This is a genomic window from Achromobacter sp. GD03932, assembly GCF_029839485.1.
Taxonomy (GTDB): domain Bacteria; phylum Pseudomonadota; class Gammaproteobacteria; order Burkholderiales; family Burkholderiaceae_B; genus Achromobacter; species Achromobacter bronchisepticus_A.
Genome location: NZ_JAOCAT010000006.1, coordinates 90,533 through 116,929 on the forward strand (window position 1 = coordinate 90,533; position 26,397 = coordinate 116,929).

A 26,397-nucleotide genomic window follows, 5' to 3' on the forward strand; every position below is an offset into this window, starting at 1 on the left:
TTTGGCTTGTTGGGGAGCCTGACCGATACGTGCCGGCTGGCTCGATATCCTGAATATGCGGCCGGATGCGAGAATTTCAACACCCTGCCCGCGCCATGGTTTTTTCGACGTGCAGCAACAACCTGACTTATGAGCATATACGTTTTTGTCTACGGCACCCTACGCGCGGGCGAAATCAATGATCTGGCTCAAGCCGCCGCCCGACGCGGCCTGCCCGCGGCCCGCCATGTCGGTCCGGCCAGCGTGCCGGGCCGGCTGGTGGATTTCGGCGACTGGCCCGGCCTGATCCCGGCGGACGACGGCCGGCGCGTGCGCGGCGATGTTTTCCAGGTGGAACCGGCCCTGGTGGCGCTGATGGACGAAATCGAAGAGTACGAGCCCGGCAAGCCCTGCTGCTTCGTGCGGCGCGAGGTCGTGGCGCGCCTGGAACCGCCCGCGCAAGCGTCGGAACTGCGCTGCCAGTACTACCCGATAGACCCCGCCCTGCGCGGCGCGGCGGTCGATATTGCCTCCGACGACTGGGTCGCGTACCGCCTTGCCCGCCCTCTCTCGGACGACCCGTAAGACGCCCGTAGTAACAACGGACTACAATACAGCTTGTCTTAAGCTTTATACCCATTCCGGCAACCGTCCGCGCAATGGGCACTATAGAGGTCATCGTATGCAAAAACGGGTCCCCGTTGCCCCTGATGCCGCCCATTGCTCCACATGCATGCTGGGGCATGTGTGCGTGCCCGTGGGCATGGCAGCCGCCGAAGTGGAAAAGCTGGACGAACTGGTCAGGGAACGCGTGCGCCTTGAAAAAGGCAAGCCGCTCTATTCGTTGAACCACCCGCTCGACGCGGTCTACAGCGTGCGCTTCGGCAGCCTCAAGACGCAGTTGGAAGACGCGACCGGCCAGATCCAGGTCACCGGCTTTCATCTGCCCGGCGAAATCGTCGGCATGGACGGCATGCTGGACGGCAAGCACGTCTCGACCGCCGTGGCGCTGGAAGATTCCGAGGTCTGCGTCATCCGCCTGGCCGATATCGACCGGGTCGCGGCCCACCTGCCCTCGCTGCAGCAGCAATTCCGCCGCCTGATGAGCCGCGAAATCAACCGCTCGCACCAGATGCTGGCATCGCTGGGCTCCATGCGCTCCGAGCAGCGCCTGGCCGCGTTCCTGCTGAACCTGTCGCAGCGCTACGCATCGCTGGGCTATTCCTCCACCGAATTCGTGCTGCGCATGAGCCGCGAGGAAATCGGCAACTATCTCGGCCTGACCCTGGAAACGGTCAGCCGGCTGTTCTCGCGCTTTGCTCGCGACGGCCTCATCAAGATCAACCAGCGCGAGGTCCGCATCCTGGACCTGCCCGCGCTCAAGCAGTTGCTGGGCCAAGAGAGCTGCTGAATCTCCGCCGCGCCATGCGCCGCGCCCTCATCCTCCCCTTGCTTCAAGCGCGGCCGGACCGCATGTGCGGCCTGGCTGCGTTATTCGCCCTGGCGGCGCTCGCGCCGCTGGCCGCGCGCGCCCAGACGCCCCTGCCCGACCCTTACGACTACAGCGAGACCGCACCCGCGCCCAAGCGCGCGGCGCCCTTGCGCTGGCAGTCCGTGGAACTGGGCAAGCCCGGCCACCGCTACAAGATGCCGGTCTACGCCAACCGCGACCTGGCCAAGGACGACCTGCGCAACATCAAGCAGGTCGTGGTCGTGATCCACGGCGTCAAGCGCGATGCCGACCGCTATTACGAATCGGTCGCCGCGCTGCTGGCGCACAACCCGGAACGGGCGCGCGACACCCTGATCCTGGCGCCACGCTTCTCGGGTTCGATCGATTCGGGTTTCGGCGGCATGGCGGCCTGGCGCAAGGCCAGCTGGGAAGAAGGGGAAGACAGCGTGCAGGCCGCGCAGCTCGTTCCAGGTGCTCGACGACCTGCTGCGCAGCCTGGATGACCGCAAGCGCCTGGCCTCGCTGGCCGGCATCGTGCTGGCTGGCCACTCGGCCGGCGGGCAATTGGTGCAGCGCTACGCGGTGCTGAACAATATCGACGGCACGCTGCGGCGCGACGGGCTGGCGCTGCGCTACGTGGTCGCCAATCCCTCGTCCTACCTGTACCTGAGCAACGAGCGCCCGCGCGCCGACGGCAAGGGCTACGCGCCCTACGAGCGCGGCATCTGCCCCACCTACAACCAGTACAAGTACGGCCCGGACAAGCTGCCCGCGTACTCGCGCGAGACCGACGAATCCAAGCTCTTCGTGCGCTACGCGGCGCGCGACGTCACCTATCTGCTGGGCGGCGCCGACAACAATCCCGAAGACCGCCTGCTGGACAAGACCTGCGGCGCGGAAGCCCAGGGCGCGACCCGGCTGGCCCGCGGCACGGGCTACGCGCAATACGAAAACGTGCTGGCCGCCCGCGGCGCCAAACCCGTGGCGCTGCACCGGCGCGCCTTCGAAGTGGCCGGCATCGGCCACAACAGCAAGGGCATGTTCGGTTCGGTCTGCGGCGCGCAGGCGCTGCTGGGCGACGAGGCCAAGGCGGCCGACGGCGCCGCGCCTTGCGAAGTCATCAAGCCGCGCGGCAAGTGAGCCGGCGCGGCCCGGCCTGACAAAAAGCTGAACAAGAAGCGCTATTGATACGCGTGCATTTCCGCGCGCACAGGCGCAACATAACGCAATGCATGTTCCATTCGCGGCCCGCCCGCGATCGCGTGTCCGGCGTCCCCCGACAAACGCACCCGAAGGATGGATATGACACAAGCGCATCTCGACATCCCCGACGCCAAGCGCCGCATCAAGGCGATTTTCATCGGCTCCATGGGCAATCTGGTGGAGTGGTATGACTTCTACGCCTATACCGCTTTCGCGCTGTACTTCGCCCCCGCCTTCTTCCCGTCGCACGACCCGGTGGTCCAGCAACTGAACGCGGCCACGCTGTTCGCGGCCGGCTTCATCGTGCGCCCGCTGGGCGGCTGGCTGTTCGGCCATCTGGCCGACCGCCATGGACGGCGCCTGTCGCTGATGGTGTCGGTGGGGATGATGTGCGTGGGCTCGCTGATCATCGCGGTCACGCCCACCTACGCCACCATCGGCCTGGCCGCGCCCGCGCTGCTGGCCCTGGCGCGCGTGGTCGAAGGCCTGAGCCTGGGCGGCGAGTATGGCGCCAGCGCCACCTACCTGACCGAGATCGCGGACCCCGAGCATCGCGGCTTCTATTCCAGCTTCCAGTACGTCACGCTGATCGGCGGCCAGCTCTGCGCCATCCTGGTGCTGCTGCTGTTGCAGAACGTGTTCCTGACCCACGAGCAGCTGGTGGCATGGGGCTGGCGCATCCCCTTCGTGATCGGCGCCATGCTGGCCATCATCACTGCCCTGATGCGGCGCGACATGCCCGAGACGGACTCCTACAAGGAAGCCCAGAAGGCGCCCAAGCCGCAGACCAGTTCGCTGCGCGGCCTGCTGAAGTATCCGCGCGAAGTCGCGATCGTGGTGGGCCTGACCGCGGGCGGCACGGCGGCGTTCTATACCTTCACCACCTACATGCAGACCTTCGTGCGGCAGACCTCGGGCTTCTCCGACATCGTCACGACCTACATCATCGCCGGGTCGCTGATCTTCGCGCTGATCCTGCAGCCGGTCTATGGCGCGCTGTCCGACAAGATCGGGCGCAAGCCGTTGCTGGTGTTCTTCGGCGTGGCAGGCGCGGCGCTCACGGTGCCCATCCTGATGACGCTGTCGCATACGCGTTCGCCCTTCATGGCCTTCCTGCTGATCTGCGGCGCCTGGGTGTTCACGGCCGGCTATACCTCCATCAACGCGGTAGTGAAGGCGGAGCTCTTCCCCACCAACATCCGCGCCACCGGCGTGGCCGTGCCCTACGCCGTAACGGTGTCGATCTTCGGCGGCACGGCGCCGGCCATCGCCCTGTTCTTCAAACAGCAGGGGCATGAGGAGTGGTTCTACTACTACCTCGCCGGCATCATCTTCCTGTCGCTGCTGGTGTACGCCACCATGCGCGACACCAAGCACCAGTCGGCCATGCACCAGCACGCCTGATTCCTTTCGCGCCAACTTTGTTGCTTGACAGTCCGGCGGCTTCGGCTTAATACTTAACCCTATGGTTAAGTTTAAAGACGATACGCTGGACAGCATCTTTTCGGCGCTGGCCGACGGCACGCGGCGCCGGGTGCTGGCCGACCTGGAACAAGGCGCGGCCTCGGTCAGCGAGCTGGCCCGGCCGCACGCCATGTCCCTGCCCGCTTTCATGAAGCATCTGCGTGTGCTGGAAGACGCCGGCCTGATCGCCCGCGCCAAGGACGGCCGGGTCGTGAACTGCACGCTATCGCCCGAACCCATGCGGGTGGCATCCGACTGGCTGGCCCGCTACGAGAAGTTTTGGAACGGGCAGTTGGATTCGCTGGCGCGGTACCTGTACCACGAGGAAGAGGTCCACCCATGGAAAAACGAAGCACCCGACACGAAGCAGCTCCCATCGAACTCCGGCTCAAACGCCGCTTCGACGCCCCCATCGAACGCGTCTGGCGCGCCTGGACGGACCCGCAAGCGCTGATGCGCTGGTTCGGTCCCGCCGAAACCCGCAAGGTGCTGCGGGCGGAAACCGACGTGCGCGTGGGCGGGGCCTACCAGGTGGGCTTCGCCACCGAGGACGGGCTGGAGCACCACGCCAGCGGCCACTACCGCGAAGTCGAGCCGCAGCGCCGGCTGGTGTTCACCTGGGCCTGGCGCGACACGCCCGCGGAAATCTCGCTGATCACGCTTGAGTTCAGCCCCGCGGACGGCGGCACGGAGCTCGCCTTCCTGCAAACCCCGTTCGTCGACCAGGCCACCCGCGACAGCCACCAGCATGGCTGGCTGGGCGCGCTGGAGCGGCTGGCGGCCCATCTGGCGAAGCCGGCCTGAATCCCTGCCGTTCGCCCTATCCGGGCCTGCCGGCCCGATCCAAGGAGACACACGATGCAGACCGATCACCCCGTCGTATCCCGTGCGCAATGGGACATCGCGCGCGAGGCGCTGTTGCGGCGCGAAAAAGAACTGACGCGGGCCCAGGACGCCCTGGCCCGCGAGCGCATGGCCCTGCCCTGGGTCAAGGTGGACAAGCCCTACCGCTTCCAGGGCGCCGCCGGCTCCGTGGATCTGGCCGGACTGTTCCAGGGCAGGAGCCAGCTTATCGTCTACCACTTCATGTTCGGCCCGGACTGGGAGGAAGGCTGCGTGGGCTGCTCGTTCCTGGCCGACCACATGGACAGCGCGATCATGCACCTGCGCCAGCATGACGTGACGGTGGTCGCCGTGTCGCGAGCCCCCTACGCCAAGCTGGAGGCATTCAAGCGACGCATGGGCTGGCAGTTTCCCTGGTACTCGTCCGAAGGCAGCGACTTCAATTTCGACCTGCGGGCTTCCGTACCCAAGGCCGACGGCAGCATGGAGGAAAACTCCGGCGCCAGCGCGTTCTTCCGCGACCCGGACGGCGAGATCTTCCACACCTATTCAAGCTTCTCGCGCGGCGTGGAAAGGCTGGCCGGAGCCTACAACTACCTGGAATTGGCGCCCCTGGGCCGCAACGAGAATGGCCCGCACTTCAACCTGGGCGACTGGGTACGCCACCATGACCGCTACGACGACGCCCGGGCGCACGCCTGCCACGCCTGCGGCTAGGCGCAAGCCGGGCCGCGCCGTCAGCATGGCCTCCGACGCGGCCTTCCTGTGGCTGGCCTGCACCGCGGCCATGGCCGCGGGGTTGTGGGCGGACACGCTGCGCACGCCGGCGGCGCTGCTGGCCAGCCTGTGCGGAGCGTCCGGCGGGCTGCTGGAACAAGCGTGGCGCCATGCGGCCCTGATGCCCGCCAGCAGCGCAGCCATGCTGATTGCCGCGCTATTGCCGCTGCCGGGCGCGCCCCGCATGGCCGCGCGGCTGGCCTGCGCGCTGGCGATGGGACTGGGCATGCTGGCGGGGGCTCAATGGGGCATGGCGGCGGCGCTGGCCGCGGGCGCCGCGCCGTTCGGCGGCATGGCTGCCGGCATGGCGCTGGGAATGGGCCTCGCCACGGCCGCCGCGGCGCTGATTGCAGGCGCTAGCGCCGCGCCCCGGTGAGCGGGCGCGGCTGTGCCTGAGGCGCGGCCTCGATCGGCGCGGCCAGCGGCGCCTGGATTTCCAGGGCCGATTCCGCCCGCGCCACGCAGGGCAGGATCCAGCCCTCTTCCTTTTCGTCGCGCGACAGCCCCGGCCACTCGATGCGGTACGAGATTTCGCCTTCCAGCAACAGGCACATGCAGGCGCGGCAAGTGCCATTGCGGCACGAGCTGGGCAGCTTGATGCCGGCCGCCTGCGCCGCCAGCAACACGGAGGTATCGGCCGGCGCGTCGAAGCGCAGGCCGGCTGGCAGCACCAGAACGGGAAAAGCGGACATGGCTGGACAGATCCCGCGCGGGCCTCAGCCCGCGTTGTCCTGCCAGTCCAGCTGCCAGGCGCCGGACAGCACGTTCTGCATCCACAGCACGCAGGTCAGCGTCTTGGCGTCGGTGACCTCGCCCTTGGCGCAGGCGGCGATCAGTTCGGCGGGGTCCGCGCTGATCACATCCAGGAATTCGTCCTGGTCCAGTTGGCGCGGCCCGGCGCGCAGGCCGCGGGCGAAGTAGATGTGGATGATCTCGGTGGAATAGGCGATGGCCAGGTGCAGCGCCCCCGCATGCGCCCACTGATCCGCGGCATAGCCGGTTTCCTCCAGCAGCTCGCGCTTGCCGCAGGCCAGCGGATCCTCGCCCGGATCCAGCTTTCCGGCCGGGAACTCGGTCATCACGCGTCCGATGGGATAGCGGAACTGCCGCTCCAGCAGGACCCGGCCATCGTCCAGCAGGGGGATCACCACCACCGCGCCCGGATGCACCACGTACTCGCGCGTGGCCGTGTTGCCGTTGGGCAGGCTGACCGTGTCGCGGCGGATCTTCAGGAAGGCGCCGTTGTATGGCGCCTCGCTGGCGACGAGTTTTTCTTCGAGATGGGAGTCGGGCTTGCGGGTCATGGCGGGTCGGATACCTCAAGGGACGCACGGATGATGGCCAGTCCGCGCGGGCAGCCCGAGCTTACCATCGCCGCCCGCCTCCCCCGATGACGCCTACTCCGCGACCCGGATGACGAGCTTCCCGAAGTGCCGGCCCGACGCCAGGTGCTCGAACGCCTCGCGTGCTTCGGCAAAGGGGTAGACGCGGTCGATGACGGGCGCGATGCGCGACACGTCGACGAAACGCGCCACGTCCTCGAGCATCTTGCGGCTGCCGACGAAGATGCCTTCCAGCCGCTTGACGCCCGCGATCAGGGCCAGGGGCGCAACCGGCACGGCTGCGAAGCCGCTGACGCCGCCGATGACCGCAATGGTGCCGCCCATGCGCGCAGCCGCCACGGAACGTTCGAGCGTGCCTTCGCCGCCCACTTCCACCACCACGTGCGCGCCCTCGCCGCCGGTCAGGCGCAGCACTTCGTCCTGCCATTGCGGCGTTTCGCGGTAGTTGATCGTCAGGTCCGCACCCAGTTCGCGCGCGCGGGCCAGCTTGTCGGCGCTGGACGAGGTGATGATGGCGCGCATGCCGGCCGCCTTGGCCAGTTGCAGGCCCCAGATGGAAACGCCCCCGGTGCCCAGGAACAGCGCCGTCTGGCCCGCCTTGGCGCGTCCGGCGACGAACAGCGCGTTCCATGCCGTGACGGCGGCGCAAGGCAGGGTCGAGGCCTGCTCGTCGCTCAAGGAGGCCGGGGTGGCGACCAGGGCATGCTCGGCAAAAATGCTCTCGGTGGACAGCAGGCCGTCGGTGGCGGCGCCGGGCGCCAGCGCCACCGTGGCGGGAGTGGGCTCGCCGTCGATCCAATCCGGCATGAACGCGCCCATGACGCGGTCGCCGACCTTGAAGCGGGTCACGCCCGTCCCTACCTCGATCACCTCGCCGGCAGCATCCGAGGCGGGAATGACCGGCTCGCCCGCAGCCTTCAGATAATTGCCGCGCGCCACCATCAGGTCGCGATAGTTCAGCGACACGGCCTTGATGCGCACGCGCAGCTCCAAGGGACCCAGGCTGCGCGGCTGGCGCGTAACGCGCTCCAGCGAAGCGATGTCCTTGCCGCTGGTGACGGTGTATGCCTGCATGTTGTTTCTCCTGTATCGATTCAAGAATGGCCGCCCCGCTGCGCCTTCGGCTTGCAGCCCCTCGGGGCTTTCTTGCCTTGAGACGGCTACCCGTGGCGGCCAAGTACCGATAAGATATATGGGAATCAATTTCCCTAGTGGCGAATATTTTTCATTTCATCGGATCGCCATAGGAACCAATAACAAACAGGGAGTCCATGATGGCGACCGCGATCACGTATGACCGCCTGAGCGGCATCGAAGTCTTCGTGCAGGCCGTGGAAGCCGGCAGCTTCGCGCTGGCGGCGGAACGCCTGAACCTCACGCGCTCCGCGGTGGGCAAGTCCATCGCGCGGCTGGAGGCGCGGCTGGGCGCCAGGCTGTTCCACCGCACCACCCGCCAGCAAAGCCTGACCGATGATGGCCAGGCCTACTACGACCGTTGCGTGCGCGCGCTGGCCGAACTGCAAACCGCCGAGGCCGAGCTGGACAGCGGCCGCCGCGAGCCCCAGGGGCGTCTGCGGGTCAGCGCGCCGCTGGTGTTCGGCCGGCATTGCGTCGCACCCGTGCTGCGCGAACTGGCGCTTGCGCATCCGCAGCTGCAGGTCGAGATTTCATTCAACGACAGAGTCGTCGATCTGATCGAGGAAGGCTACGATCTGGGCATCCGCGTGGGCGAACTGCCCGATAGCGCCAGCCTGGCCGCGCGCAGGCTGGGCATGCAGACCATGGGCATAGGGGCCGCGCCCGCCTACATCCAGGCGCATGGCCGTCCAACCACCGTGGACGAGCTGCGGCAGCATGCCGCCATCGTCTACACGCGCAACGGCGTGGACAAGGCCTGGGCGCTGAATGGGCCGGACGGCCAGGAGCTGGAGCTGCGCCCGCGCCCCAGCCTGCGCGTGGACGACCTGCAAGCCATTGCGGATGCCGCCATCGCTGGCGCAGGACTCGCCTGGCTGCCCTGCTGGATGCTGACGCACTATGTGCGCACCGGCGAACTGGACGTGCTGATGCACGGCGATCGCCTGGCCGCGCAAGAGGTGCACGCCGTCTGGCCGCAAGCGCGCTATCTGCCGTCCAAGACGCGCGCCGCCATCGACGCGCTGGCGGCTCGCGTACCCTCGATGCTGGCCGCCTGAGCGGCTCAGCCGAACTTGCGGCGGGCGTCCAGCGCCAGGCCGGCGCCGATGCTGCCGAACAGATCGCCTTCGACGCTGCGCGCGCCCGGCACCAGGGCCGAGACGGATTCGCGCAGACGCGGCACGCGGCTGGAACCGCCGGTGAAGAACACCGTGTCCACATCCGCGGTCGATACGCCGGCGTCGCGCAACAGCGCGCCCACCGTGGTCTCGACCTTTTCGATCAGGCGGCCCACGCAGGCATCGAACGAGGGGCGCGTCACGTCCACGCCCAGCTCCGGCGCAATGCGCGACAGGTCGATGCGCGCGGCGGGCGTCTCCGACAGCGCGATCTTGGCCTCTTCGACCTGCACCGCCACCCAGTGGCCGGCGCGCTGTTTGACCAGGTTCAGCAGCAGATCGATCTTCTCGCGGTCGCCGGCCTCGGCGCGGATGTAGGCGAAGTGTTCGGCGGCCTTGCGGGTATAGGCCTGGTTGATGGTGTGCCAGCAGGCCAGGTTGCCGTATTGCGTGGACGGCACGTCCTTGCCGCTGCGCAGCTGGCTGCCCAGCCCCAGCATGGGCATCACGTGCGCCAGGCTGAGCTGCTTGTCGAAGTCCACCCCGCCGATGTGCACGCCGCCGTAGGCCAGGATGTCCTCGCGGCGGTCGGCCTTGTTGGCGCGGCCGGGCCCCAGGCGGATCAGCGAAAAGTCGGAGGTACCGCCGCCGATGTCGATGACCAGCACCAGCTCTTCGCGGTCGATCTGCGATTCGTAGTCGAATGCGGCGGCCAGCGGCTCGAACTGGAATTCGATATCGGTGAAGCCGACGCTGCGCGCGATCTCGCCCAGCGTGTCCTGGGCGGTCTGGTCGGCGGCCGGATTGTCGTCCACGAAGAACACCGGCCGGCCCAGCACCGCGCGCGTGAAGCCGCGCCCCGCCGCCGTTTCGGCGCGGCGCTTGAGTTCGGCGATGAAGCGCGTGAGCAGGACGCGGAACGGAATCGAACGGCCCTGCACTTCCGTCGAACCGTCAATCAGCGAGCTGCCCAGCAGGCTCTTCATCGAGCGCATCAGGCGCCCGTCGTAGCCCGCGAGATAGTCGGAGATGGCGGCGCGGCCATAGCTGACTTCGGCGTCTTCGTCATGGAAGAAAATGGCAGAGGGCAAGGTGGTCTTGCCGTCTTCCAGGGCGAGGAGCGCGCGCTGATCGGGGCGGCTCCAGCCGACGGTGGAATTGGACGTGCCGAAGTCGACGCCGCATGCGGTGGAAATCATGGGGAATTCTGGTGCTGAAAGCAAAACGGCGCACAAGTGTAGCCGCAACCGCCAGAATCGCCATATCAGCCCGTGCGCGCCAGCGCCCTGGCCGTGAACGCCAGCGTCGCGGCCGCCACCAGCAGGCCGCTGGCAAAGCCCCAGACGTAGCCGACCTGGGCCGCCAGCCCGGTCATCAGGGACGAGGTCAGGATCTCGCCCAGGTCGCGCGCGCTTTGCACCGCGGTCATGTCGGTGCCGGCCTGCTCGCCGCGGCTGGCAAAGCGCATGGCCAGCGTCATCAGGGCCACGGACGCGGCGCCCGCGCCGAACGCCCCCAGCGCCTGCGCGCCCAGGGCCGTGCCCGCCTGCGCCAGCATCCAGCCCTGGGCCTGCGCCATCCAGGCCAGCGCAGCCGCGCCCGAGGCGGCCAGACCCAGCGCCAGCACCGCGCGCGCGCCCAGCCGGCCGATCAGCCAGGCGCCGCCGCCGCAGCCCAGCAGCACGGTCACCACGCCGCCCGCCATGCCGACGCGCCCCACCGCCTCGACCGCCCAGCCCGCATCCACCAGGAATAGTTTGGACAGGCCATAGCCCGCCACCGCGGTCATGGCCGACAGGAAGGCGGCTGCGGCCAGAGCCCAGGCGCCGGGGCGGCGCACGAAGGCGCCCAGCGTGGCGCGCCGCCTGGCCGCGGACATGGCCAGTTCGGTTTCACGCCAGGCGGCCGCCAGCAGCAGGCTGAACGCCACCACGGCCGCCAAGGTCAGCAGCGCGCCGGTCTGTCCGATATGGCCCGCCAGCATCAGGCAACCCGGTCCGCCGAAGAAGAAGCCCAGCATGGTGCCGCCCACCTGCACGGCATTGGCGCGCGCCAGATCCTGCCCCTGGAAGCGCTCGGCCGTCAGGCCGTCGGTGGCGATGTCCTGCGTCGCGCTGGCCAACGACGCCAGCGCCATCAGGGCGACCACCCAGGCCGCTGCCGCGGCATCGATACCCAGCAAAGACAACGCCAGCAGGCAGGCCAGCACCACGGCCTGCATCGGCAGGATCCAGCTGCGCCGCCGGCCCATGGCGCGGGTCCAGCGGTTGTCGACCACGGGCGCCCACAGAAACTTCAGCACCCACGGCAGGCCGACCAGCGGCAGCCAGGCCAGCGCGTGCAGGTCCGCGCCGTCGCGGCGCAGCAGCGTGGGCAAAGCCTCCATGGCCACGCCCAGCGGTATGCCTTGGGAAAAATACAAGGCGCCTATCATCACGAACATGCGTGCGTTTGCAATACGGTTCACTTCAGATTTCCTTCGACGAGGGGCTGCGGGATTGCGGCGGCATCCGCGCGGCGGTGTTCGCTGCCCTGCCCCGGCGTCACGAACAGGATCTTGCCGGGACAGGCGACGTGCAGGCGGTGCCACACGCCGCGCGGCACAATGGCGCTGCGCCGGGTATCCAGCAGCATGTCGGTCTGGGCGCCGTCTTCCGCCATCAATGTGACCACCACGCGCCCTTCCAACACGCAGAGCATTTCATCGCCCGCCGGGTGGCGCTCCCACACATCGCCATGCACGTCGGCGTCGCTGGCCACGGCCTTGATGCCGACCAGCCATTCGTCCTGCGGCGCGAGCCGGCGCAAACGGCCCACATCGCGCATGGCGCCCTCGCGCCCCAGCGCCACGAAGTGGTCCAGCCAGTCGAACACCGGTCCGGTATCGGGTGCACTCATCGATCTCTCCTTCTGGTTGCCGGCGGGCGCGCGCGGACGGCGCCCGCCGCGGGTCATCAGTATTCGGCGCGCAGGGTCAGCATGACGTTGCGGGGCTCGCCGTAGCGGTTGTTCCAGGCCGTGCCCGACAGGCTCTGGTAATAGCCGCGGTCGAACAGGTTGTTGACGTTGAGCGCCGCGGTCACGTGCTTGTCCACCCGGTACGCCATGCGCAGGTCCACCAGCGCATAGCCGCCCTGGCGCAGCGTGACGGGACCGGACACCGTGGAGTAGCCCGACTGCACTTGCAGCCCGCCGCCCACGCTCAGCCGCCGCTCCAGGCCGGGCAAGGCATAGTTGGTCCATACGCGGAAGATGTGCTTGGGCGTGAAGCGCGCGAACGGCTGTCCGCCGGATTCCGAATCCGTCAGGTACTTGCTGGTGTTGAAGGTGTAGCCCGCGGCCACTGTCCAATAGGGCGTAATGCTGCCGGAGGCTTCGGCCTCGACGCCGCGGCTGCGCACTTCCCCGCCCGAGATGTAGTAGCAGTTGCGGCCCACGCACGGCCAGGCGGGGTCCTCCTGCGCGCGGTTCTTCTGCTGGATCTGAAACACGGCCAGCGACACGTTCAAGGCGCCCTCCGCCAGCTCGCCTTTGACGCCGGCCTCGTAGTTGGTGCCGGTAATGGGATCCAGCGGCTTGCCGTCGCGCGTCAGCTCGCCCTGCGGCTGGAAGACCTGCGCATAGCTGCCATATAGCGACCACTGACGGTCGAGGTCCACGATCAATCCGCCATACGGCGTGAACTCCGGATCAATGCGCTGGCGCGCGCGAGGCGCGCTCTGGTTCCACCAGCTCATGCGTCCGCCCAGCACCAACGTCACCGGATCGGCCAGCGAAAAGCGGCCCATGCCGTAAACGCCCTGCTGCTTGAGCCGCGTTTCGCCGGGCGAGGTGTATGGCCCCACGCCAGGCTCGGGCACGCTGTGCGGATCCCAGTCGAAGACGTTGACCGGCACGTTCGGATAGGGCGTCAGGTCCGCGCTGTATTGCTCGGACGTAGTGCGCTGGGCATTGCCGCCCAGCAATAGTTCATGGCGCCGGCCGAACAGTTGCACCGGGCCGCCGACATAGGCGTCCACGCTGGCCTGCGTGTTGTCGAACTTGTAGGCCGCGCCCATCAAGGAGGCACCCAGCCCGGTCTGGCGGTCTATCGCGCCATATGCGCCTGCGTACTTCAGGTTGCTGTCCGCAGTCAGGTAATTGGCGCTGATCTTGGCGCTCCAGCCTTGGCCGAAGCGATGCTCCAGGTCCGCGAACACGCGCGTCGTATCCCAGTTGAAGCGGTCCCAGGCCACGTCCAGGTAGGTCGAACGCTTCAGGCCGATATCGCCGCCGTCCTTGTAGCGCGGCACGCCGGCCATGTTGGTGGTAGAGCGGATGCGTTGGGTCTGCAGGCCGGCGGACAGCACCGTGTCCGACCCCAGGTCCACCTCGCCTATGGCGTAGAGCAGGGCCGACTGCTGATCCGCGACGTCATAGAAATAGCCGCGGTCCTCCATGGCGCCGACGATGCGGCCGCGCACGCTGCCGCTATCGTTCAACGGACCGCCCAGGTCGGCCTCCGCGCGGTAGCGGTCCCAGCTTCCCGCGCTGAGGGAACCGCTGAACGAGAACTCGCGTTGCGGCCGCTTGCGCACCAGGTTCACCGTGGCGGCGGGATTGCCTGCGCCATGCATCAGGCCGTTGGCGCCGCGCAGGATCTCCACGCGTTCGTACACCGCCATGTCCTGAGGCGATGCCGCCATGTTGCCCATCAGCACCGGCACGCCGTCCTGCTCGAACGAATCCACCTTGAAGCCGCGCGCGTAGTACGCGGTGGTCAGCAGCTGATAGGGCTGCACCGTGATGCCGGTGGCGTGCTGCATCACCTCGTCCAGGCTTTGCAGGTTCTGCTCGCGCATCCGCTCCTGCCCGATCACCGTCACCGACTGCGGAATCTCGCGCAGCGTCAGCGGCAGCTTGCCGAGGGTCGCCGTGTCCTGCGCCACGCCCTCGCCGCTGACCGTCACCGCCGGCAGCGACGCGGCCTCCTGCGCCTGCGCTGGCGCCACCGTCACCGCCACCGCCAGCCACAGCGGCCAATGCTGCGCCCGCGCCGCGTTCCTGCGCGGCGCCCCCGTTTTCACCTGTTTTTGCACTGCCTGTCCTCTTAGAACTTTATTGAGAATAATTCTCAAGTAATTCTAGGAATGACGGCAGCCGTGCGCTGGCGATTGCGGAAGTCTTGCTGGCGATTGCGGAAGTTTTGACGCCTCAGCGGCCCGGCCCGACGCTGCTGGGCAGCACGCCGTAGCGGCGCAGGAACGCCTTGGTGAAGTGCGAATCGGTATAGCCGCAGGCGTAGGCCGCCTCGGATACGGTATAGGCGCCTTCGGCCAGCAGAACCTGGGCCTGCTCCATGCGTCGTTCACGCACGTAGGCGTAGACGCTCTGGCCAAACAGCTTGCGAAAGCCGGTGGTGAGCTTGTTGACGTTCACGCCCGCGCGCCGCGCCAGTTCGGGCAGGGACGGCGGATCCTGCAGGTTCGCCGCCACCAGGTCGCGCGCGTATTGCAGGCGTTCCACGTCGGCGCGCGTCAGGCCGCGAATGGGCGCGACCTGCTCCGCCGGCTGCAGCGCGCCCAACGCCAGCGCGGCCAGTTCCAGCGCCTTGGCCGAGAGGTACATGCGTTTGAGCGCGCCCTGCACCGGGCAGGCCAGCATCTGGTGACCCAGGGCCTCCAGCTTGCGGTCCGCCCGCATATTGGCCTCGGCGTACGCGCCTACGGCCCGCGGCGCGCGCAGCAGGCCCGCCAATTGGGCCGGATCCACGGAAAAGGCCTCGCGCAGATGGTCCAGGCCCGTGCGCAAGGACACGAAGCGCAAGGACTGATGCGCGCCGAACTCATGCTCCATGCCCATGGCGTCCTGGCACACGCTCAGGTGCAGCGCGGGCCCGCTTACGCGGGTGGGCGCGGCGCCGCGCACGCTGTAGCGCAGGTCCCCGTCCAGCACGAGCACCAGCTTCAGGCCCGGCTCCAGGCGCTCCTGCACGCGCTCGTCGCGACCGAAGCGCAGCGTGCCGCCCGCCAGCGACATGGCGGGCGTGGCGGCCGATACGGTCCAATCAGGTTCGGGATGGGCGGCGGTCAAGATGGCGGCTCCGTCGCGGCGGGCAGCGCTGTTGATGAGATTGAATATTATTACCGTTTGACCAGAACGGAAAGCCGCCCGTTGGGCGGCCCGTGCACTTCTTACTGCTGGCGGCGCTGCTCCAGCTCTTTCAGGCACTGGGCCACGCCGGCCTGCATCTGCGCGTTCGACACGGCGGCGCGGTCCGACACTTCACGGCAACGCACGTACTGGGCCTGGCTTTCCGGCGTGTCGCGGATGACCGCGGGCGCGGAGCCGGATTCGGGCGTGACCGTCATGCGCAGCGTGGAAGGCGGCGACAGGCTGCCATCCTTCGAGCGTACGCTGGGGTACTGGTATTCCTGCGTGACGGGCGCCGCATTCTGCGCCTGCACGGCGCCGGCCGCGCACAGGGCGGCAAGCAGGAAGGCGGAAATGTGGAGTTTCTTCATGACGACCTCTTTTCAATGAACTGACATCCAGGACGCGGACCGCAGCCCTGGACACGCCGCCCTATCGTATCCCCGGCCGCCAGCGTGCGGCGTGCCAAGACGCTACACAATCCGCCACAGTTGTTTCCCGCGGTTTCCCCGCCAGGCCGCCCTACGCGGGCCGCCCTACGCGGGCCGCCCTACTTCTTCGGCGCGGATTGGCGCAGCGGCGCCAGCAATGACGAAAGCCCGTTGTGGTCCAGCTCGTGCATCAAGGCCAGCAGGCGCCCCAGCTCGCCCGGCGGAAAGCCCTTGCGCGCGAACCAGGCCAGATATGGTCCGGGCAGGTCGGCGATCAGGCGCCCCTGGTACTTGCCGAAAGGCATGGTGCGCGTGACCAGCAGCGACAGCAGCTCGGGATCCATGGAGCTCACCGCGCCGTCGCGGCGCCGAAGACGATGTCCGCCGCGGGCACGGCGGCGATCTTCACGCCGAAACTGGAGATGGACGACAAGGTCGCGTTGTGATGCGCGCGGATCTGCGCGCCCGGCGCATGCGGCTTGTCCTGAGTGGTGTGGGCGTCGGCGGCCAGCGTGACGGGGTAGCCCAGCGCCGCCGCGCGGCGCACGGTCGTGTCCACGCAGAACTCGCTGGCGTAGCCGCACACAACCAGTTGCGTGGCGCCGGCCTGAGTCAGCGCATCGCCAAGACCGGTGCGCAGGAAAGAGTCCGGCGTAGTCTTGCGCACGCGGACGTCGCCATCCGCTGGCTGCAGCCGCAAGTCCAGCTGCCAGCCCGGCAGGCCGTGGTCCATGGCGCTGCCAGGGCTTTCGTGCTGCACGTAGATGACGGGCGCGCCTGCTCCGCGGGCGCGTTCGGCCAGCGCATTGATGCGCGCCAACACGGCCTCGGCATCGGCGGGCGCGGGAATCGTCTCGAACAGCGCGCGCTGCACGTCTATCACGATCAAAGCGGTTGTCATGGGTTCCTCAAAATGATTGGGCTTCAGCCCTGCGCGGCGTTGACGCGCGCGTACATCCAGAAATCGCGAGGTTCGCCGCGCACCAGGCGGTAGCGCCGCAGCAGCCCTTCGCGTTGAAAACCGCAGCGCTCCAGCACGCCGGCCGACGCCACGTTCGTATCCAGCACGGTGGCCTGGATGCGCGCAAAGCCCAGCTCGCGCAAGGCCCACTCGGTCAATGTCACGCAGGCGCGCGTGGCGATGCCGCGCCGCCAATAAGACGGCGCGACGTCATAGGCGATTTCCGCGCGCCGCGCGGACGCAGCGATCTCGTTCAAGCCTATGGTGCCTGCCAAAGCGCCGCCCCCCGTGACGATGGCCAGGCGCAGGCTGTGCGATGCCGCCGGCTGACCATAACCGCGGATCAGGCGGACCAGCGTATCCGGCCCGTCCAACTGCCAGCTGGTATGGCGCGTGACCGCCTCGTCGCGCAGATACGCATGCCAATCGTCGGCGTCCGCTTCCCGCAATGGGCGCAGCAGCAAGCCATCCAATCCCAGTTCGGGCAGGTCCTGCGGGTAGTCAGTGAGGTGCGGAATCATCCTGGGGCGCGGCCGGCTGCGGCGACAGCGCCGCGACATGGCGCAGCTTATCAGGGTTGCGCACGATATAGATGGCGGCGATCCTGCCGTCGCGCACCTCCAGCGTGGTGGACCGCGGCAGGCCGTCCAGCTCGGTCGCCAGCACGCCCGGCATGCCGTTCAATTGGGTCACCACGGCGTCCAGGAACTGGCCGCTGGGTTTTTTCGCCAGGCCGGCGAAAAAGCGCGCGATCTTGTCGCTGCCCAGGATGGGTCTGAATACGGCCAGCTTCTTGCCGCCGCCGTCGGCATGCAGCACGGCATCCTGCGCCAGCAGGCTGCGCAGAGCATCCACGTCACCCGCGCGCGACGCCTTCCAGAATGCATCGGCGATGCGCGCGCCTTCCCGTTCCGTCACCGCGAACCGCGGGCGCGCATCGCGCACGCGGCTGCGCGCCCGCGCGGCCAACTGGCGGCAGGCGGCCTCGTTGCGGCCCAGCGTCGCCGCAATCTCCGCGAACGGTATGTCGAACACATCGTGCAGCAGGAAAGCGGCCCGTTCCAGTGCGGACAGGCGCTCCAGCGCCAGCATCAGCGCCACCGACAGATCGTGCGCAATCTCCCCCGCCCCCGGCGCCTCATAACTGCCCGCATCAGGCAAGGGTTCCGGCAGCCATGGCCCCACGTACTCCTCGCGCCGCACGCGCGCCGACTTCAGCTGGTCCAGGCACAACCGCGTGACGGTGCGCGAGAGGAAGACGCGCGGCGTCTCGACTTGAGCGCGGTCCGCGTCGCGCCAGCGCAGCCAGGCGTCCTGCACGATGTCCTCGGCCTCTGCCCATGACCCCAGCATGCGGTAAGCCAGGCCCTGCAGGTGCTTGCGATGGGGTTCGAAATCGGCCACGGCACCAGGAATGGCGGGCGCGCTCATACAGCCGGGCCTCACTGCTTGGGATGCTGCGAGCGGAACCCGACGGCGATGCGGTTCCAGCTGTTGATCATGTTGATGGCGACCGTCAGGTTGACCTGCTCTTCCTCGCTGAAATGCCTGGCCATTTCGGCATAGTCGGCGTCCGGCGCGCGGGTGTCGGCAAGCCGGGTCAACGCCTCCGTCCACGCCAGCGCGGCGCGCTCGCGTTCGCTGTACAGCGAGGATTCGCGCCAGGCATCCAGCAGGTACAGGCGCATTTCGCTCTCGCCCTGCTTGCGGGCATCGGTGGAATGCATGTGCAGGCAGTAGGCGCAGCCGTTGATCTGCGAAGCGCGCATCTTCACCAGTTCAAGCAGGCTCTGTTCCAGGCCGCAGCCCTCGACAAAGTCGTTCAGGGCGATCATGGCCTTCATGGCCTTGGGCGAGGCGGTGTAGGCGTTCAGGCGGGCGGTGCTCATGGCGTGTCTCCGGCAAGGCAGGCATGCGCCGCGGGATGCGGCGCCATTACCCCTAGGACGAGACAGCCTGCCACGATGTGACATCGCCCGCCGGAAAATTTGTAAATCCAGCCTAGAAAGCCAGCCGCCCGCGCAATTCCCCGAACGGCACCATCACATGTTCGCGATAGGCGGGACGGGCCTGCAGGCGCTCGTACCAGGCCTGCAGATGGGGCATGGACGGATGCGGAATGTCCACTTCGAAGTAGCGGTAGAGCGTGGTGCCGGCGGGAATGTCGGCCAGGCCCAGGGTTTCGCCGCCCAGATACGGGCGGTCCGCCAGCGCGCGGTCCAGTTGCCGCAGGCAGGCATGCGTGGCGGCGATGGCGCGCTCGATGGCCGCCGTGTCGCGCTGCGCCTCGGGGGTGCGGTAATAGCCCCAGAACACGCCGGTCAGAAAGGCAGGCTGCAAGGCGGTCTGGGCCCAGTCCATCCAGCCGTCGGCGCCGGCCCGCTGCGCGGGGTCGTCCGCCCAGAAGCGGCCGGCGCCGTCGCGCGCGGCCAGATAGCGCAGGATGGCATGGGACTCCCAGACCGTGGTCGCGCCATCGCGCAGCAGCGGCACCTTGCCGTGCGGATTCATGGCGCGGAACTCGGCCGTGTCCAGCAGCCCGTGCTGGCCGCCGGCCAGCACATGCTCGTACTCCAGGCCCAGCTCTCCCGCCAGCCACAACACCTTCTGCACATTGAACGAACTGCGGCGTCCCCAAATGGTCAGCATGACGATAGTCCTCAGGCAGCGTGCACGATGCGCGGTTCGCAACGCACCGGGAAGTTGACCGAATTGGCGATGAAGCAGAAATGATGCGCGCGCTCGTGCAGTTCGGCCGCCAGCGCCGCGTCGTCGCCAGCGCGGATGGTCACTTCGGGACGCAGGGTGACGGCGCTGAAGGCGCCGCCGCGCTCGCGATCCTCGACCATGACGCCTTCGGCCTCGTCGCGGTAGGCCTCCACCGTCACCCCTTCGACCGCGCAGAAGTGCAGATACCAGAGCTTGTGGCACGCGGACAGCGACGCCACCAGCATGTCCTCGGGATTCCAGCGCGCGGGATCGCCGCGAAAGGCCGGGTCGGACGATCCCGGCACATCGGGCTTGCCCGCCGCTCGGATCAGGTGGTCGCGGGAATAGGCCGCGTAGCTGGACGTGCCCGAGCCGGTGTTGCCGGTCCAGTCGACGGTGACGTTGTAACGGTGTTCGCCTTTCATCGGAATCGTCCTGTTCAAGAGGGAGGCCCGGGCGGATGCGCCCGGAAAGTAAGGTAGCGTAGCGCATGCGCGGCCGCGACCGGCCCTTGCGCTTTACATCCCGTTTCAGCACAGCCCCGTTACTGTCCGTATCGTGACCGGTTTGCCAAACAGGAGCTCGCCATGATGAAAACCACCCTGACCTGCGCCCTGACGCTAGCCCTGCTCGCCGGCTGCGCGCCCACCCGGCCCGGCGCCGGCGGTTCCGCCCCCGTCGACAGCCACACCGCCCGCGATTCGCTGGACTGGGCCGGCAGCTACGAGGGCACCCTGCCCTGCGCCGACTGCCCGGGCATCCGTACCCGCCTGACGCTCGAACAGGACGGCCGCTACCAAAGACAGACCCAGTATTTGGACCGCCAGCCGCAACCCGAGGTCGTCACGGGTTCATTCAGCTGGGAGTCCGACGGCAGCACCATCCGTCTGGATGCGTCCGGCGACAGCCAGCGCTACTTCGTCGGCGAAAACCAGGTGACCATGCTGTACCGCGACGGCACCCGCCCGACCGGCCCGCTGGCCCCCCACTACGTGCTGCGCCGAGCGCAATAAGGCATCGCGCAACGCGCGCGCTTGCGGCTATGCTTGCCGCAACATCCGCGCCCACGCGCGGGGCCCTCTCCGCCCAAGGAAACCATGAAGACCGACCACGAGCTGCTTTCCGCCTTCGCCCCCACCGGCGCGCTGCGCGCGTCCATCAACCTGGGCAATCCCATCCTGGCGCACGCCGACCCCGTCACCGGCCAGGCCGGCGGCGTCTCGGTCGACCTGGCCACGGAACTGGCGCGGCGCCTGGACGTCCAGCTAGAGCTGGTGGTGTTCAAGTCGGCCGGTGAATCCGTCAACGCCGTGGCTGCCGAAGAGGCCGACGTGGGCTTCTTCGCCATCGATCCGCTGCGCGGCGCGCAAATCGCCTTCACCGCGCCCTACGTGGTGATCGAAGGCGCCTACCTGGTGCGCCAGGACTCGCCCATCGCGAGCATGGACGAGGTGGACCGCAAAGGCCAGCGCGTGGTGGTCGGCAAGGGCAGCGCCTACGACCTGTACCTTACGCGGGAACTCAAGCAGGCGGAGATCTTCCGCGCGCCCACCTCGCCCGCCGTCGTCGACACCTTCATGCAGGAAAACATGGAAGTCGCCGCAGGCGTGAAGCAGCAGCTTGAAGCCGACGCGCAGCGCCTGGGCGGCCTGCGCCTGCTGGACGGCCACTTCATGCTGATCCGGCAGGCCATGGGCGTGCCCAAGAGCCGCGGCGACAAGGCCAGCGCCTACCTGGCCGCCTTCGTCGAGGCCATGAAGAAATCGGGCTTCGTCGCCGAAGCCCTGGCCCGCCACAAGATCCAGGGCGCCGCGGTGGCGCCGCTGCAAGCCTGAGCCCGCTGCTCCCGCTCCGCAAAAACAAGGCCCCGCGCAAGCGGGGCCTTTGCACGCCGGCGGCGCGTCCTCAGTGGCTGATCATCCAGGGCCTTGCGCCCGCGAACGATTTCGCCCCATCCGGCGTGGTGCGCGTCTTGCCGGCCGCCTTGCCGCCGGAACAGCATCCGCAGTTCATGCCATGGCCGGAGCGCGAGCTGCGCGGTTCGTGGGCGCTGCGCTCGTTGACCGCGCGCGCCCGGTTCACGGCGGACGACAGCGCCGAGATCGCCGGCGCTCCCCCCAGGATGCGGCCGCACATCGCGCCGCATTGCGGGCAGGCGGCGGGATCGCGCCACCTGGCCAGGGGCACCAGCGCCGCAAACTCGCCGCAATCGCCGCAGGCATAGTCATACATGGGCATGGGATGGCTCCTAGCGGTCGCGCGACAGCGGCATGTCCACGCCGCCCTGGATGTGCTTGACGGGGCCGGACGCCGACGGCTGGATGTCGAAGTCGAAGATCTCCGTCGGCAGCCACAACGTGGCGCAGGAGTTGGGGATGTCCACCACCCCGCTGATATGCCCCTGCACCGGCGCGCAGCCCAGCAGCGAATACGCCTGGGCGCCCGAATAGCCGAACTTCTTCAGGTACTCGATGGCGTTAAGGCAGGCTTGCCGGTACGCGACGTTGACGTCCAGGTAGTGCTGCTTGCCGGACTCGTCCACCGAAATGCCTTCGAAGATCAGGAAGTCCTTGTAGGCCGGCGTGATCGGGCTGGGCTTGAAGATCGGGTTCTTGATCGCGTACTTCTCCATGCCGCCCTTGATCAGCGACACGCGCATGTGCACCCAACCCGCCATTTCAATGGCGCCGCAGAACGTGATCTCGCCGTCGCCCTGAGAGAAATGCAGGTCGCCCACCGACAGGCCGCCGCCCTTCACGTAGACCGGGAAGAACACCCGCGCGCCGCGCGACAGGTCCTTGATGTCGCAGTTGCCGCCATGCTCGCGCGGCGGCACCGTGCGCGCCCCTTCGCCCGCCGCCTTGTCGCGCGCCGCGCCCTGCATGGCACCCATGTGCGCCGTCTTCGGCGCGGGCGGATTGGCCAGCGGCGGCACGCGGTTGGGATTGGTGTCGATCAGCGCCTGTTCGCGCCGGTTCCAGGTGTCCAGCAGCTTCTTGTCCGGCAGGCAGCCGATCAGCCCGGGATGGATCAGCCCGGCGAAGTTGACGCCGGGAATATGGCGCGACGAGGTGAACATGCCATGGAAATCCCAGATGGATTTCTGCGCATGCGGAAAATGCTCGGTCAGGAAGCCGCCGCCGTTGTTGCGGCTGAAGAAGCCATTGAACCCCCACAGGCTGTCCGGCTTGGCGCCGATGTCCAGCAGGTCCACCACCAAGAGGTCGCCGGGCTCGGCCCCTTCCACGCCCACCGGCCCCGAAAGAAAGTGCACCGTGGACAGGTCCACGTCGCGGACGTCGTCGGCGCTGTCATCGTTCTTGATCGCGCCGCCGGTCCAGTCATAGGTTTCCAGCACGAAGTCATCCCCGGGCTTGACCCACACGGCCATCGGAATATCCGGATGCCAGCGATTGTGGATCTGCGCGTTCTCGTAGGGGGATTGGGCCAGGTCGACCTTGATGAGGGTATCGGTCATTCTCTTTCATCTCCAACGTAACTTGTTGATAAAACAGAAATTTCTATCTCCGACCGTGTAATTCGATGGCGCCGTGCAGCGCTTGTAAGTCGTTGATATGTAAAGCACAGTAGGCGAGTTTTAGATAACCGTAAACTGGGTATCCGACCAGTAGCCTTGGCGTCGGACGCAGGCGGCATGGGGCGCTTCCCACACTCACCGCAACCCATGTACCATCACTTCGTCCAGGCGCCATCGCGCATAACTTTTTCGAACATTTAATACAAAACACTACGCGACCAATAAACATACCTCCACCAGACTAATAGATTCGAAGTTCGATATCTTTTTTGAAAATGCAGTGAGCGTATTTTTATTGGATGCCATGCCTGCCGCCTCTTCCGTCTCCCGTAGTACAGCGCGAAATTGTGCGATTTATATTTCCGGCGGCATCGGCGACGGAGTGCTCAGCATGGTTTTTGTCCGAGCGCTGGCCGAACAAGCCGGAGGGACCGTTTCATTGCTGATGACTCAAAATGAGTCAGCACAGGAACTGTTCCGCGCTCAGCCGTACGTGAAGGAAGTCATCTCTCTGCGTTCGGAGAACCGTTTGCGAGGTTGGGAGCGCATCACGCGGGTGAAACAGATACTGGCGGACCGCGCCTACGACAGTCTGTTTCTCTTTACCTTCCGTACTCACATTGCGTTGGCGGCCCGCCTGGCGGGAATTCCGCAACGTATCGGTTTCGTACGCATGCACCAGCCGCATCTTGCAGCGCTGCTCACGCATCGCATCTGGGTACGCCGCAAAGGGACCCCGCACCCTGACATCTATACATGGCTGCCGTTGCTGTATGCGAAGGCGGGCTATCAGTTTGAACCGCGCTATCCCTCGCTGTTCTGTACGGATTCGGCGAGCAGCAAGGCCATGCAGTTCTGCCATGCGCAATCCCGCACGATTGGATTCGGCTTGAATGGTTCGATACCCTGTAAACGCTATAGCGGCAGGGCTTTTGCGCAAGTGGCGCGCACCTTGCATGCGCGGGATGGCGGACTGCGTTTTGTATTGGTGGGCGGCAGCGATGTCCAGGACATTGCACAAGAAATTCGCAGCTTGCTACCCGAATCCATAACTTTGTTGGATGCGACGCAACAGGCCAAGGACATATGCGATAGCCAGGCACTGATCGCGAGCTGTTCGGTGTTTGTCTCCAACGACAGCATGGGCATGCACATTGCAGCGGCCCACGGAATCCCGACGATAGGGCTGTTCGGCGCCACTCCCGCATTGCGGTACGTACCCTGGTTGTACCCGGTAGAGGCCACAGTAAAAGGCGACATGGCCACCATCGCGCCGCAGACAGTGGCCGAGGCGATCTGGAAGCATCTGGCGACAACGGATTCGCACGGAGCTGCCGCTCCGGCGGGCCGATGCTCCCCCCAGTTATGATGCTGCCCATTCAGTCGCATTCCCAAGGTATCCCCGCATGGCCGTTCTTGACCGCCGCTCCCTCGCCATCCTGCTCCTCTGCGCCGCCAGCGCCCCCGCCGTCGCGCAAGAATGCGTTGCGCAGGTCCAGGCGGAGCAGGCGCGCATCGACCGCGCGCAGGACGTGCAGCGCACGCGCGAAGCATCCAACGATCTGCAATTGAATCGCGAGCTGTGCCAGGGCCGCCTGGACCTGCTGGATGCCAGGTACGCCCTGGTCGACGACTTCGAGGCCTGCCGCCGCAAAGGCGTGGAGTTCCCGGCAAAGATGGCGCGCGCGCTAAGCGACGCGTCCGAGGAATTGGCCGACAAAAAGGCCGCATGGATCAGAACCTGCGGCCTGCACATGAAAGACTGAGCGGCCCGCCAGGCGGCGGGCGCATGGCTCAGGCGGCCTGCTTTTCGGCGCTGTGCGGGAAGAAAATCGCACGGCTCGGATCGAAACCGTAGCGATGCTCGAACTCGGTCGCGTCCGCGGCCAGCGCCAGCACCGAATCCAGGATGAAATCGGCCTTCTCGTCCGGCAGCAGCACGCTGAAGTTCAGGCGGATGAAGCCTGGCTTTTCCATTTCCCGGCCATCCAGGATGGCCTGGCGCATCTGCTGCGACTCATCCGCGCCGATATCCAGCAGGCGATGCACATAGGGTCCCGCGCAGGCGCAGCCGCCGCGCGCCTGGATGCCGAAGCGGTCGCTCAGCATGCGCGTCACCAGTTGCTGGTGCACGAAACCGCCGCGGCCGTTGCGCACCCGGAACGAGAAGATCGGCAGGCGTGCCGCCGTCAGCGAACCCAGCAGCTCCAGCTGCTCGGCGCCCTGCCACCTGGCCAGCGCGCGCTCTACGAAGTGTTGATTGCGCTGGCGCATGAACTCGGCGCCCAGGGCTTCCTTCACCAGCAGCACCAGCGCCGCGCGGATATCGCCCACCACGTTGGGCGTGCCCGCTTCCTCGCGCGCTTCCAGGCTGCCGCTGTAGTCGTGGCCCGCGGGCGAAACGAAGCGCACCGCGCCGCCGCCGGGCCAGGTGGGCTTGGTGTCCAGCACCGCGTCGCGGCGCACGATCAGCACGCCCGACGCGCCCGGACCGCCGATGAACTTGTGCGGCGAAAAAACAATCGCGTCGATCGCCGCGTCGGCAGCAGGCGTCATCCGGATCGTCAGATAAGGCGCGCCGCCTGCGTAGTCCCACAGCATCTTCGCGCCCGCGGCCTTGACGCGCCGGGTCACTTCCGCCACGTCCGCCACGATGCCCGTCACGTTCGAAGCCGCCGACAGCGCGCAGATGACCAGCGCGCCCTCCCCGGCTTGCAGCGCCGCGTCCAGCTGCGCCAGATCGGGGCCGCCTGCCGGGCTTTCCGCCAGCTCGACGATTTCCGCGCCGCATTCGCGCCACGGCAGGATATTGGAATGGTGTTCGTAGGGGCCGATGATGACGCGCACCTGGCGGCCCGCGGCGATGGCCTCGCGCACGCCGAACAGGTGCACCAGCCGGTTGATGCCAGCCGTCGCGCCCGACCCCGCAAAAATCACGGCGTGCTCATCGCTCGCGCCGCAGCACCGCGCAATCGCCGCGCGTGCCTCGCGGCGCAACCGGGTAATGAAGCCGCCGCAGTAGGAAGCCTCGGTATGCGAGTTGGCGTAGTACGGCAGCACCTGCTCAAGAATGAAACGCTCGACCTGCATCAACGCCCGGCCGGACGCCACGTAATCGGCGTACACCAGCGGCTTGACGCCATAGGGGCCATCTACCACCGCATCCTTGCCGATCAGCCCTTCGGCCAGCGCCGCGGCGACGTCGGCCGTCTTCAGGCTTTCTAGGAATTGCTGCAACGGCGTGATCTTGGCGGGGGTCGTTTTGGTAGGCGTATTCATGTCGGGGATGTTCCTGGGCACACCGAAATA

The 26,397-nt window shown here is 67.3% G+C and carries 31 protein-coding genes and 1 pseudogene; 13 read left to right on the top strand and 19 right to left on the bottom strand.

All coding sequences use genetic code 11. The annotated features are described in order from the left end of the window. Nucleotides 1-129 precede the first annotated feature (129 nt). The 8 genes and pseudogenes from N5C88_RS07615 (at nt 130) to N5C88_RS07650 (ending at nt 6,095) form a co-directional block, all read left to right on the top strand. Nucleotides 130-564 (top strand): gamma-glutamylcyclotransferase family protein, encoded by a 435-nt coding sequence (locus N5C88_RS07615; protein WP_059379945.1) that lies wholly within the window; start codon nt 130-132, stop codon nt 562-564. Between the two features lie 97 nt (nt 565-661). Beyond that, the gene (locus tag N5C88_RS07620) at nt 662-1,390 is read left to right on the top strand and encodes a helix-turn-helix domain-containing protein (protein WP_013394848.1); all 729 of its coding nucleotides are present in this window, start codon (nt 662-664) and stop codon (nt 1,388-1,390) included. A gap of 62 nt (nt 1,391-1,452) precedes the next feature. Then, nucleotides 1,453-2,572, top strand: a pseudogene (locus N5C88_RS07625) (hypothetical protein). 162 nt (nt 2,573-2,734) lie between these two features. Then, entirely contained in the window at nt 2,735-4,039 is a 1,305-nt protein-coding gene (locus N5C88_RS07630) for an MFS transporter (protein ID WP_059379946.1), read from the top strand. Between the two features lie 61 nt (nt 4,040-4,100). Next, on the top strand, nt 4,101-4,553 hold the full coding sequence (locus N5C88_RS07635) for a metalloregulator ArsR/SmtB family transcription factor (RefSeq protein WP_280015069.1): 453 nt from the start codon (nt 4,101-4,103) through the stop codon (nt 4,551-4,553). Continuing rightward, complete coding sequence (locus N5C88_RS07640; protein WP_118934291.1) at nt 4,439-4,903, top strand: SRPBCC domain-containing protein; 465 nt, start codon at nt 4,439-4,441, stop codon at nt 4,901-4,903. The genes N5C88_RS07635 and N5C88_RS07640 overlap by 115 nt, the downstream gene beginning before the upstream one ends. A 54-nt stretch (nt 4,904-4,957) precedes the next feature. Beyond that, the gene (locus tag N5C88_RS07645; RefSeq protein WP_280015070.1) at nt 4,958-5,659 is read left to right on the top strand and encodes a DUF899 domain-containing protein; all 702 of its coding nucleotides are present in this window, start codon (nt 4,958-4,960) and stop codon (nt 5,657-5,659) included. Next, complete coding sequence (locus N5C88_RS07650; RefSeq protein WP_251881739.1) at nt 5,610-6,095, top strand: hypothetical protein; 486 nt, start codon at nt 5,610-5,612, stop codon at nt 6,093-6,095. The genes N5C88_RS07645 and N5C88_RS07650 overlap by 50 nt, the downstream gene beginning before the upstream one ends. On the opposite strand, the gene N5C88_RS07655 is transcribed toward N5C88_RS07650, so the two are convergent. The 3 genes from N5C88_RS07655 to N5C88_RS07665 all read right to left on the bottom strand — a co-directional run bounded on the left by N5C88_RS07655 (nt 6,076) and on the right by N5C88_RS07665 (nt 8,136). Next, complete coding sequence (locus tag N5C88_RS07655) at nt 6,076-6,411, bottom strand: 2Fe-2S iron-sulfur cluster-binding protein (RefSeq protein WP_059379950.1); 336 nt, start codon at nt 6,409-6,411, stop codon at nt 6,076-6,078. The two genes, N5C88_RS07650 and N5C88_RS07655, sit on opposite strands and share 20 nt — an antisense overlap. Before the next feature lie 24 nt (nt 6,412-6,435). Continuing rightward, a complete protein-coding gene (locus N5C88_RS07660) occupies nt 6,436-7,023 on the bottom strand; it encodes an NUDIX hydrolase (RefSeq protein ID WP_059379951.1) in 588 nt (195 codons plus the stop codon). A gap of 93 nt (nt 7,024-7,116) precedes the next feature. After that, the gene (locus tag N5C88_RS07665; protein ID WP_280015071.1) at nt 7,117-8,136 is read right to left on the bottom strand and encodes an NAD(P)-dependent alcohol dehydrogenase; all 1,020 of its coding nucleotides are present in this window, start codon (nt 8,134-8,136) and stop codon (nt 7,117-7,119) included. Nucleotides 8,137-8,336: 200 nt separating this feature from the next. Between N5C88_RS07665 and N5C88_RS07670 the strand changes: the two genes are divergently transcribed. Next, nucleotides 8,337-9,257: a LysR family transcriptional regulator gene (locus N5C88_RS07670; protein ID WP_118935240.1), complete on the top strand. Its 921-nt coding sequence runs from the start codon at nt 8,337-8,339 to the stop codon at nt 9,255-9,257. A 5-nt stretch (nt 9,258-9,262) separates the two neighbouring features. On the opposite strand, the gene N5C88_RS07675 is transcribed toward N5C88_RS07670, so the two are convergent. The 13 genes from N5C88_RS07675 to N5C88_RS07735 form a co-directional block, all read right to left on the bottom strand. After that, complete coding sequence (locus N5C88_RS07675) at nt 9,263-10,516, bottom strand: Hsp70 family protein (protein ID WP_059379952.1); 1,254 nt, start codon at nt 10,514-10,516, stop codon at nt 9,263-9,265. Between the two features lie 65 nt (nt 10,517-10,581). Continuing rightward, nucleotides 10,582-11,784 (bottom strand): RhtX/FptX family siderophore transporter, encoded by a 1,203-nt coding sequence (locus N5C88_RS07680; protein ID WP_280015072.1) that lies wholly within the window; start codon nt 11,782-11,784, stop codon nt 10,582-10,584. Beyond that, the gene (locus tag N5C88_RS07685) at nt 11,781-12,215 is read right to left on the bottom strand and encodes a cupin domain-containing protein (protein ID WP_118934325.1); all 435 of its coding nucleotides are present in this window, start codon (nt 12,213-12,215) and stop codon (nt 11,781-11,783) included. The genes N5C88_RS07680 and N5C88_RS07685 overlap by 4 nt, the downstream gene beginning before the upstream one ends. A 56-nt stretch (nt 12,216-12,271) precedes the next feature. Further along, the gene (locus N5C88_RS07690; RefSeq protein ID WP_280015120.1) at nt 12,272-14,320 is read right to left on the bottom strand and encodes a TonB-dependent siderophore receptor; all 2,049 of its coding nucleotides are present in this window, start codon (nt 14,318-14,320) and stop codon (nt 12,272-12,274) included. A gap of 190 nt (nt 14,321-14,510) precedes the next feature. After that, nucleotides 14,511-15,389, bottom strand: coding sequence for an AraC family transcriptional regulator (locus N5C88_RS07695; protein WP_251881748.1), 879 nt, complete (start codon nt 15,387-15,389; stop codon nt 14,511-14,513). Between the two features lie 101 nt (nt 15,390-15,490). Then, nucleotides 15,491-15,820: a hypothetical protein gene (locus N5C88_RS07700; protein WP_059379954.1), complete on the bottom strand. Its 330-nt coding sequence runs from the start codon at nt 15,818-15,820 to the stop codon at nt 15,491-15,493. A gap of 179 nt (nt 15,821-15,999) precedes the next feature. Beyond that, the gene (locus N5C88_RS07705) at nt 16,000-16,224 is read right to left on the bottom strand and encodes a DUF3820 family protein (protein WP_041655832.1); all 225 of its coding nucleotides are present in this window, start codon (nt 16,222-16,224) and stop codon (nt 16,000-16,002) included. Nucleotides 16,225-16,229: 5 nt separating this feature from the next. Next, entirely contained in the window at nt 16,230-16,781 is a 552-nt protein-coding gene (locus N5C88_RS07710) for a cysteine hydrolase family protein (RefSeq protein ID WP_280015073.1), read from the bottom strand. Nucleotides 16,782-16,804: 23 nt separating this feature from the next. Continuing rightward, nucleotides 16,805-17,362, bottom strand: coding sequence for a GNAT family protein (locus N5C88_RS07715; protein WP_280015074.1), 558 nt, complete (start codon nt 17,360-17,362; stop codon nt 16,805-16,807). Then, nucleotides 17,343-18,272, bottom strand: a complete 930-nt coding sequence (locus N5C88_RS07720) for a sigma-70 family RNA polymerase sigma factor (RefSeq protein WP_280015075.1) — start codon at nt 18,270-18,272, stop codon at nt 17,343-17,345. Before N5C88_RS07720 ends, N5C88_RS07715 begins: the two co-directional genes overlap by 20 nt. Before the next feature lie 11 nt (nt 18,273-18,283). Continuing rightward, a complete protein-coding gene (locus N5C88_RS07725) occupies nt 18,284-18,730 on the bottom strand; it encodes a carboxymuconolactone decarboxylase family protein (protein ID WP_280015076.1) in 447 nt (148 codons plus the stop codon). A gap of 112 nt (nt 18,731-18,842) precedes the next feature. Continuing rightward, the gene (locus N5C88_RS07730; protein WP_059379959.1) at nt 18,843-19,490 is read right to left on the bottom strand and encodes a glutathione S-transferase; all 648 of its coding nucleotides are present in this window, start codon (nt 19,488-19,490) and stop codon (nt 18,843-18,845) included. A gap of 11 nt (nt 19,491-19,501) precedes the next feature. Beyond that, the gene (locus N5C88_RS07735) at nt 19,502-19,975 is read right to left on the bottom strand and encodes an OsmC family protein (protein ID WP_059379960.1); all 474 of its coding nucleotides are present in this window, start codon (nt 19,973-19,975) and stop codon (nt 19,502-19,504) included. A 162-nt stretch (nt 19,976-20,137) separates the two neighbouring features. On the opposite strand from N5C88_RS07735, the gene N5C88_RS07740 reads away from it, so the two are divergent. Both N5C88_RS07740 and N5C88_RS07745 read left to right on the top strand, forming a co-directional pair. Further along, on the top strand, nt 20,138-20,563 hold the full coding sequence (locus N5C88_RS07740) for a copper resistance protein NlpE (protein WP_059379961.1): 426 nt from the start codon (nt 20,138-20,140) through the stop codon (nt 20,561-20,563). A gap of 84 nt (nt 20,564-20,647) precedes the next feature. Beyond that, nucleotides 20,648-21,385, top strand: coding sequence for an ABC transporter substrate-binding protein (locus N5C88_RS07745; protein WP_118934338.1), 738 nt, complete (start codon nt 20,648-20,650; stop codon nt 21,383-21,385). A 70-nt stretch (nt 21,386-21,455) separates the two neighbouring features. Here the strand turns inward: N5C88_RS07745 and N5C88_RS07750 are convergent, their stop codons facing one another. Together N5C88_RS07750 and fmdA are read right to left on the bottom strand one after the other, a co-directional pair. Then, the gene (locus N5C88_RS07750) at nt 21,456-21,788 is read right to left on the bottom strand and encodes an FmdB family zinc ribbon protein (protein ID WP_280015077.1); all 333 of its coding nucleotides are present in this window, start codon (nt 21,786-21,788) and stop codon (nt 21,456-21,458) included. Nucleotides 21,789-21,798: 10 nt separating this feature from the next. Next, nucleotides 21,799-23,028: a formamidase gene (gene fmdA / locus N5C88_RS07755; RefSeq protein WP_059379964.1), complete on the bottom strand. Its 1,230-nt coding sequence runs from the start codon at nt 23,026-23,028 to the stop codon at nt 21,799-21,801. Between the two features lie 340 nt (nt 23,029-23,368). Between fmdA and N5C88_RS07760 the strand changes: the two genes are divergently transcribed. Beyond that, entirely contained in the window at nt 23,369-24,457 is a 1,089-nt protein-coding gene (locus N5C88_RS07760) for a glycosyltransferase family 9 protein (protein ID WP_280015078.1), read from the top strand. 37 nt (nt 24,458-24,494) lie between these two features. Next, nucleotides 24,495-24,854, top strand: coding sequence for a hypothetical protein (locus N5C88_RS07765; RefSeq protein WP_059379966.1), 360 nt, complete (start codon nt 24,495-24,497; stop codon nt 24,852-24,854). A gap of 28 nt (nt 24,855-24,882) precedes the next feature. Here the strand turns inward: N5C88_RS07765 and N5C88_RS07770 are convergent, their stop codons facing one another. Continuing rightward, nucleotides 24,883-26,367, bottom strand: a complete 1,485-nt coding sequence (locus N5C88_RS07770) for an aminotransferase class V-fold PLP-dependent enzyme (protein WP_280015079.1) — start codon at nt 26,365-26,367, stop codon at nt 24,883-24,885. Between the last annotated feature and the right edge of the window lie 30 nt (nt 26,368-26,397).

Excerpts from the sequence above, each read along its gene's own strand:
- N5C88_RS07615 (WP_059379945.1), top strand. The coding sequence starts at position 130 with ATGAGCATATACGTTTTTGTCTACGGCACCCTACGCGCGGGCGAAATC.
- N5C88_RS07620 (WP_013394848.1), top strand. The coding sequence starts at position 662 with ATGCAAAAACGGGTCCCCGTTGCCCCTGATGCCGCCCATTGCTCCACA.
- N5C88_RS07630 (WP_059379946.1), top strand. The coding sequence starts at position 2,735 with ATGACACAAGCGCATCTCGACATCCCCGACGCCAAGCGCCGCATCAAG.
- N5C88_RS07635 (WP_280015069.1), top strand. The coding sequence starts at position 4,101 with ATGGTTAAGTTTAAAGACGATACGCTGGACAGCATCTTTTCGGCGCTG.
- N5C88_RS07640 (WP_118934291.1), top strand. The coding sequence starts at position 4,439 with ATGGAAAAACGAAGCACCCGACACGAAGCAGCTCCCATCGAACTCCGG.
- N5C88_RS07645 (WP_280015070.1), top strand. The coding sequence starts at position 4,958 with ATGCAGACCGATCACCCCGTCGTATCCCGTGCGCAATGGGACATCGCG.
- N5C88_RS07650 (WP_251881739.1), top strand. The coding sequence starts at position 5,610 with ATGACCGCTACGACGACGCCCGGGCGCACGCCTGCCACGCCTGCGGCT.
- N5C88_RS07655 (WP_059379950.1), bottom strand. The coding sequence starts at position 6,411 with ATGTCCGCTTTTCCCGTTCTGGTGCTGCCAGCCGGCCTGCGCTTCGAC.
- N5C88_RS07660 (WP_059379951.1), bottom strand. The coding sequence starts at position 7,023 with ATGACCCGCAAGCCCGACTCCCATCTCGAAGAAAAACTCGTCGCCAGC.
- N5C88_RS07665 (WP_280015071.1), bottom strand. The coding sequence starts at position 8,136 with ATGCAGGCATACACCGTCACCAGCGGCAAGGACATCGCTTCGCTGGAG.
- N5C88_RS07670 (WP_118935240.1), top strand. The coding sequence starts at position 8,337 with ATGGCGACCGCGATCACGTATGACCGCCTGAGCGGCATCGAAGTCTTC.
- N5C88_RS07675 (WP_059379952.1), bottom strand. The coding sequence starts at position 10,516 with ATGATTTCCACCGCATGCGGCGTCGACTTCGGCACGTCCAATTCCACC.
- N5C88_RS07685 (WP_118934325.1), bottom strand. The coding sequence starts at position 12,215 with ATGAGTGCACCCGATACCGGACCGGTGTTCGACTGGCTGGACCACTTC.
- N5C88_RS07700 (WP_059379954.1), bottom strand. The coding sequence starts at position 15,820 with ATGAAGAAACTCCACATTTCCGCCTTCCTGCTTGCCGCCCTGTGCGCG.
- N5C88_RS07705 (WP_041655832.1), bottom strand. The coding sequence starts at position 16,224 with ATGGATCCCGAGCTGCTGTCGCTGCTGGTCACGCGCACCATGCCTTTC.
- N5C88_RS07710 (WP_280015073.1), bottom strand. The coding sequence starts at position 16,781 with ATGACAACCGCTTTGATCGTGATAGACGTGCAGCGCGCGCTGTTCGAG.
- N5C88_RS07715 (WP_280015074.1), bottom strand. The coding sequence starts at position 17,362 with ATGATTCCGCACCTCACTGACTACCCGCAGGACCTGCCCGAACTGGGA.
- N5C88_RS07720 (WP_280015075.1), bottom strand. The coding sequence starts at position 18,272 with ATGAGCGCGCCCGCCATTCCTGGTGCCGTGGCCGATTTCGAACCCCAT.
- N5C88_RS07725 (WP_280015076.1), bottom strand. The coding sequence starts at position 18,730 with ATGAGCACCGCCCGCCTGAACGCCTACACCGCCTCGCCCAAGGCCATG.
- N5C88_RS07730 (WP_059379959.1), bottom strand. The coding sequence starts at position 19,490 with ATGCTGACCATTTGGGGACGCCGCAGTTCGTTCAATGTGCAGAAGGTG.
- N5C88_RS07735 (WP_059379960.1), bottom strand. The coding sequence starts at position 19,975 with ATGAAAGGCGAACACCGTTACAACGTCACCGTCGACTGGACCGGCAAC.
- N5C88_RS07740 (WP_059379961.1), top strand. The coding sequence starts at position 20,138 with ATGATGAAAACCACCCTGACCTGCGCCCTGACGCTAGCCCTGCTCGCC.
- N5C88_RS07745 (WP_118934338.1), top strand. The coding sequence starts at position 20,648 with ATGAAGACCGACCACGAGCTGCTTTCCGCCTTCGCCCCCACCGGCGCG.
- N5C88_RS07750 (WP_280015077.1), bottom strand. The coding sequence starts at position 21,788 with ATGCCCATGTATGACTATGCCTGCGGCGATTGCGGCGAGTTTGCGGCG.
- fmdA (WP_059379964.1), bottom strand. The coding sequence starts at position 23,028 with ATGACCGATACCCTCATCAAGGTCGACCTGGCCCAATCCCCCTACGAG.
- N5C88_RS07765 (WP_059379966.1), top strand. The coding sequence starts at position 24,495 with ATGGCCGTTCTTGACCGCCGCTCCCTCGCCATCCTGCTCCTCTGCGCC.
- N5C88_RS07770 (WP_280015079.1), bottom strand. The coding sequence starts at position 26,367 with ATGAATACGCCTACCAAAACGACCCCCGCCAAGATCACGCCGTTGCAG.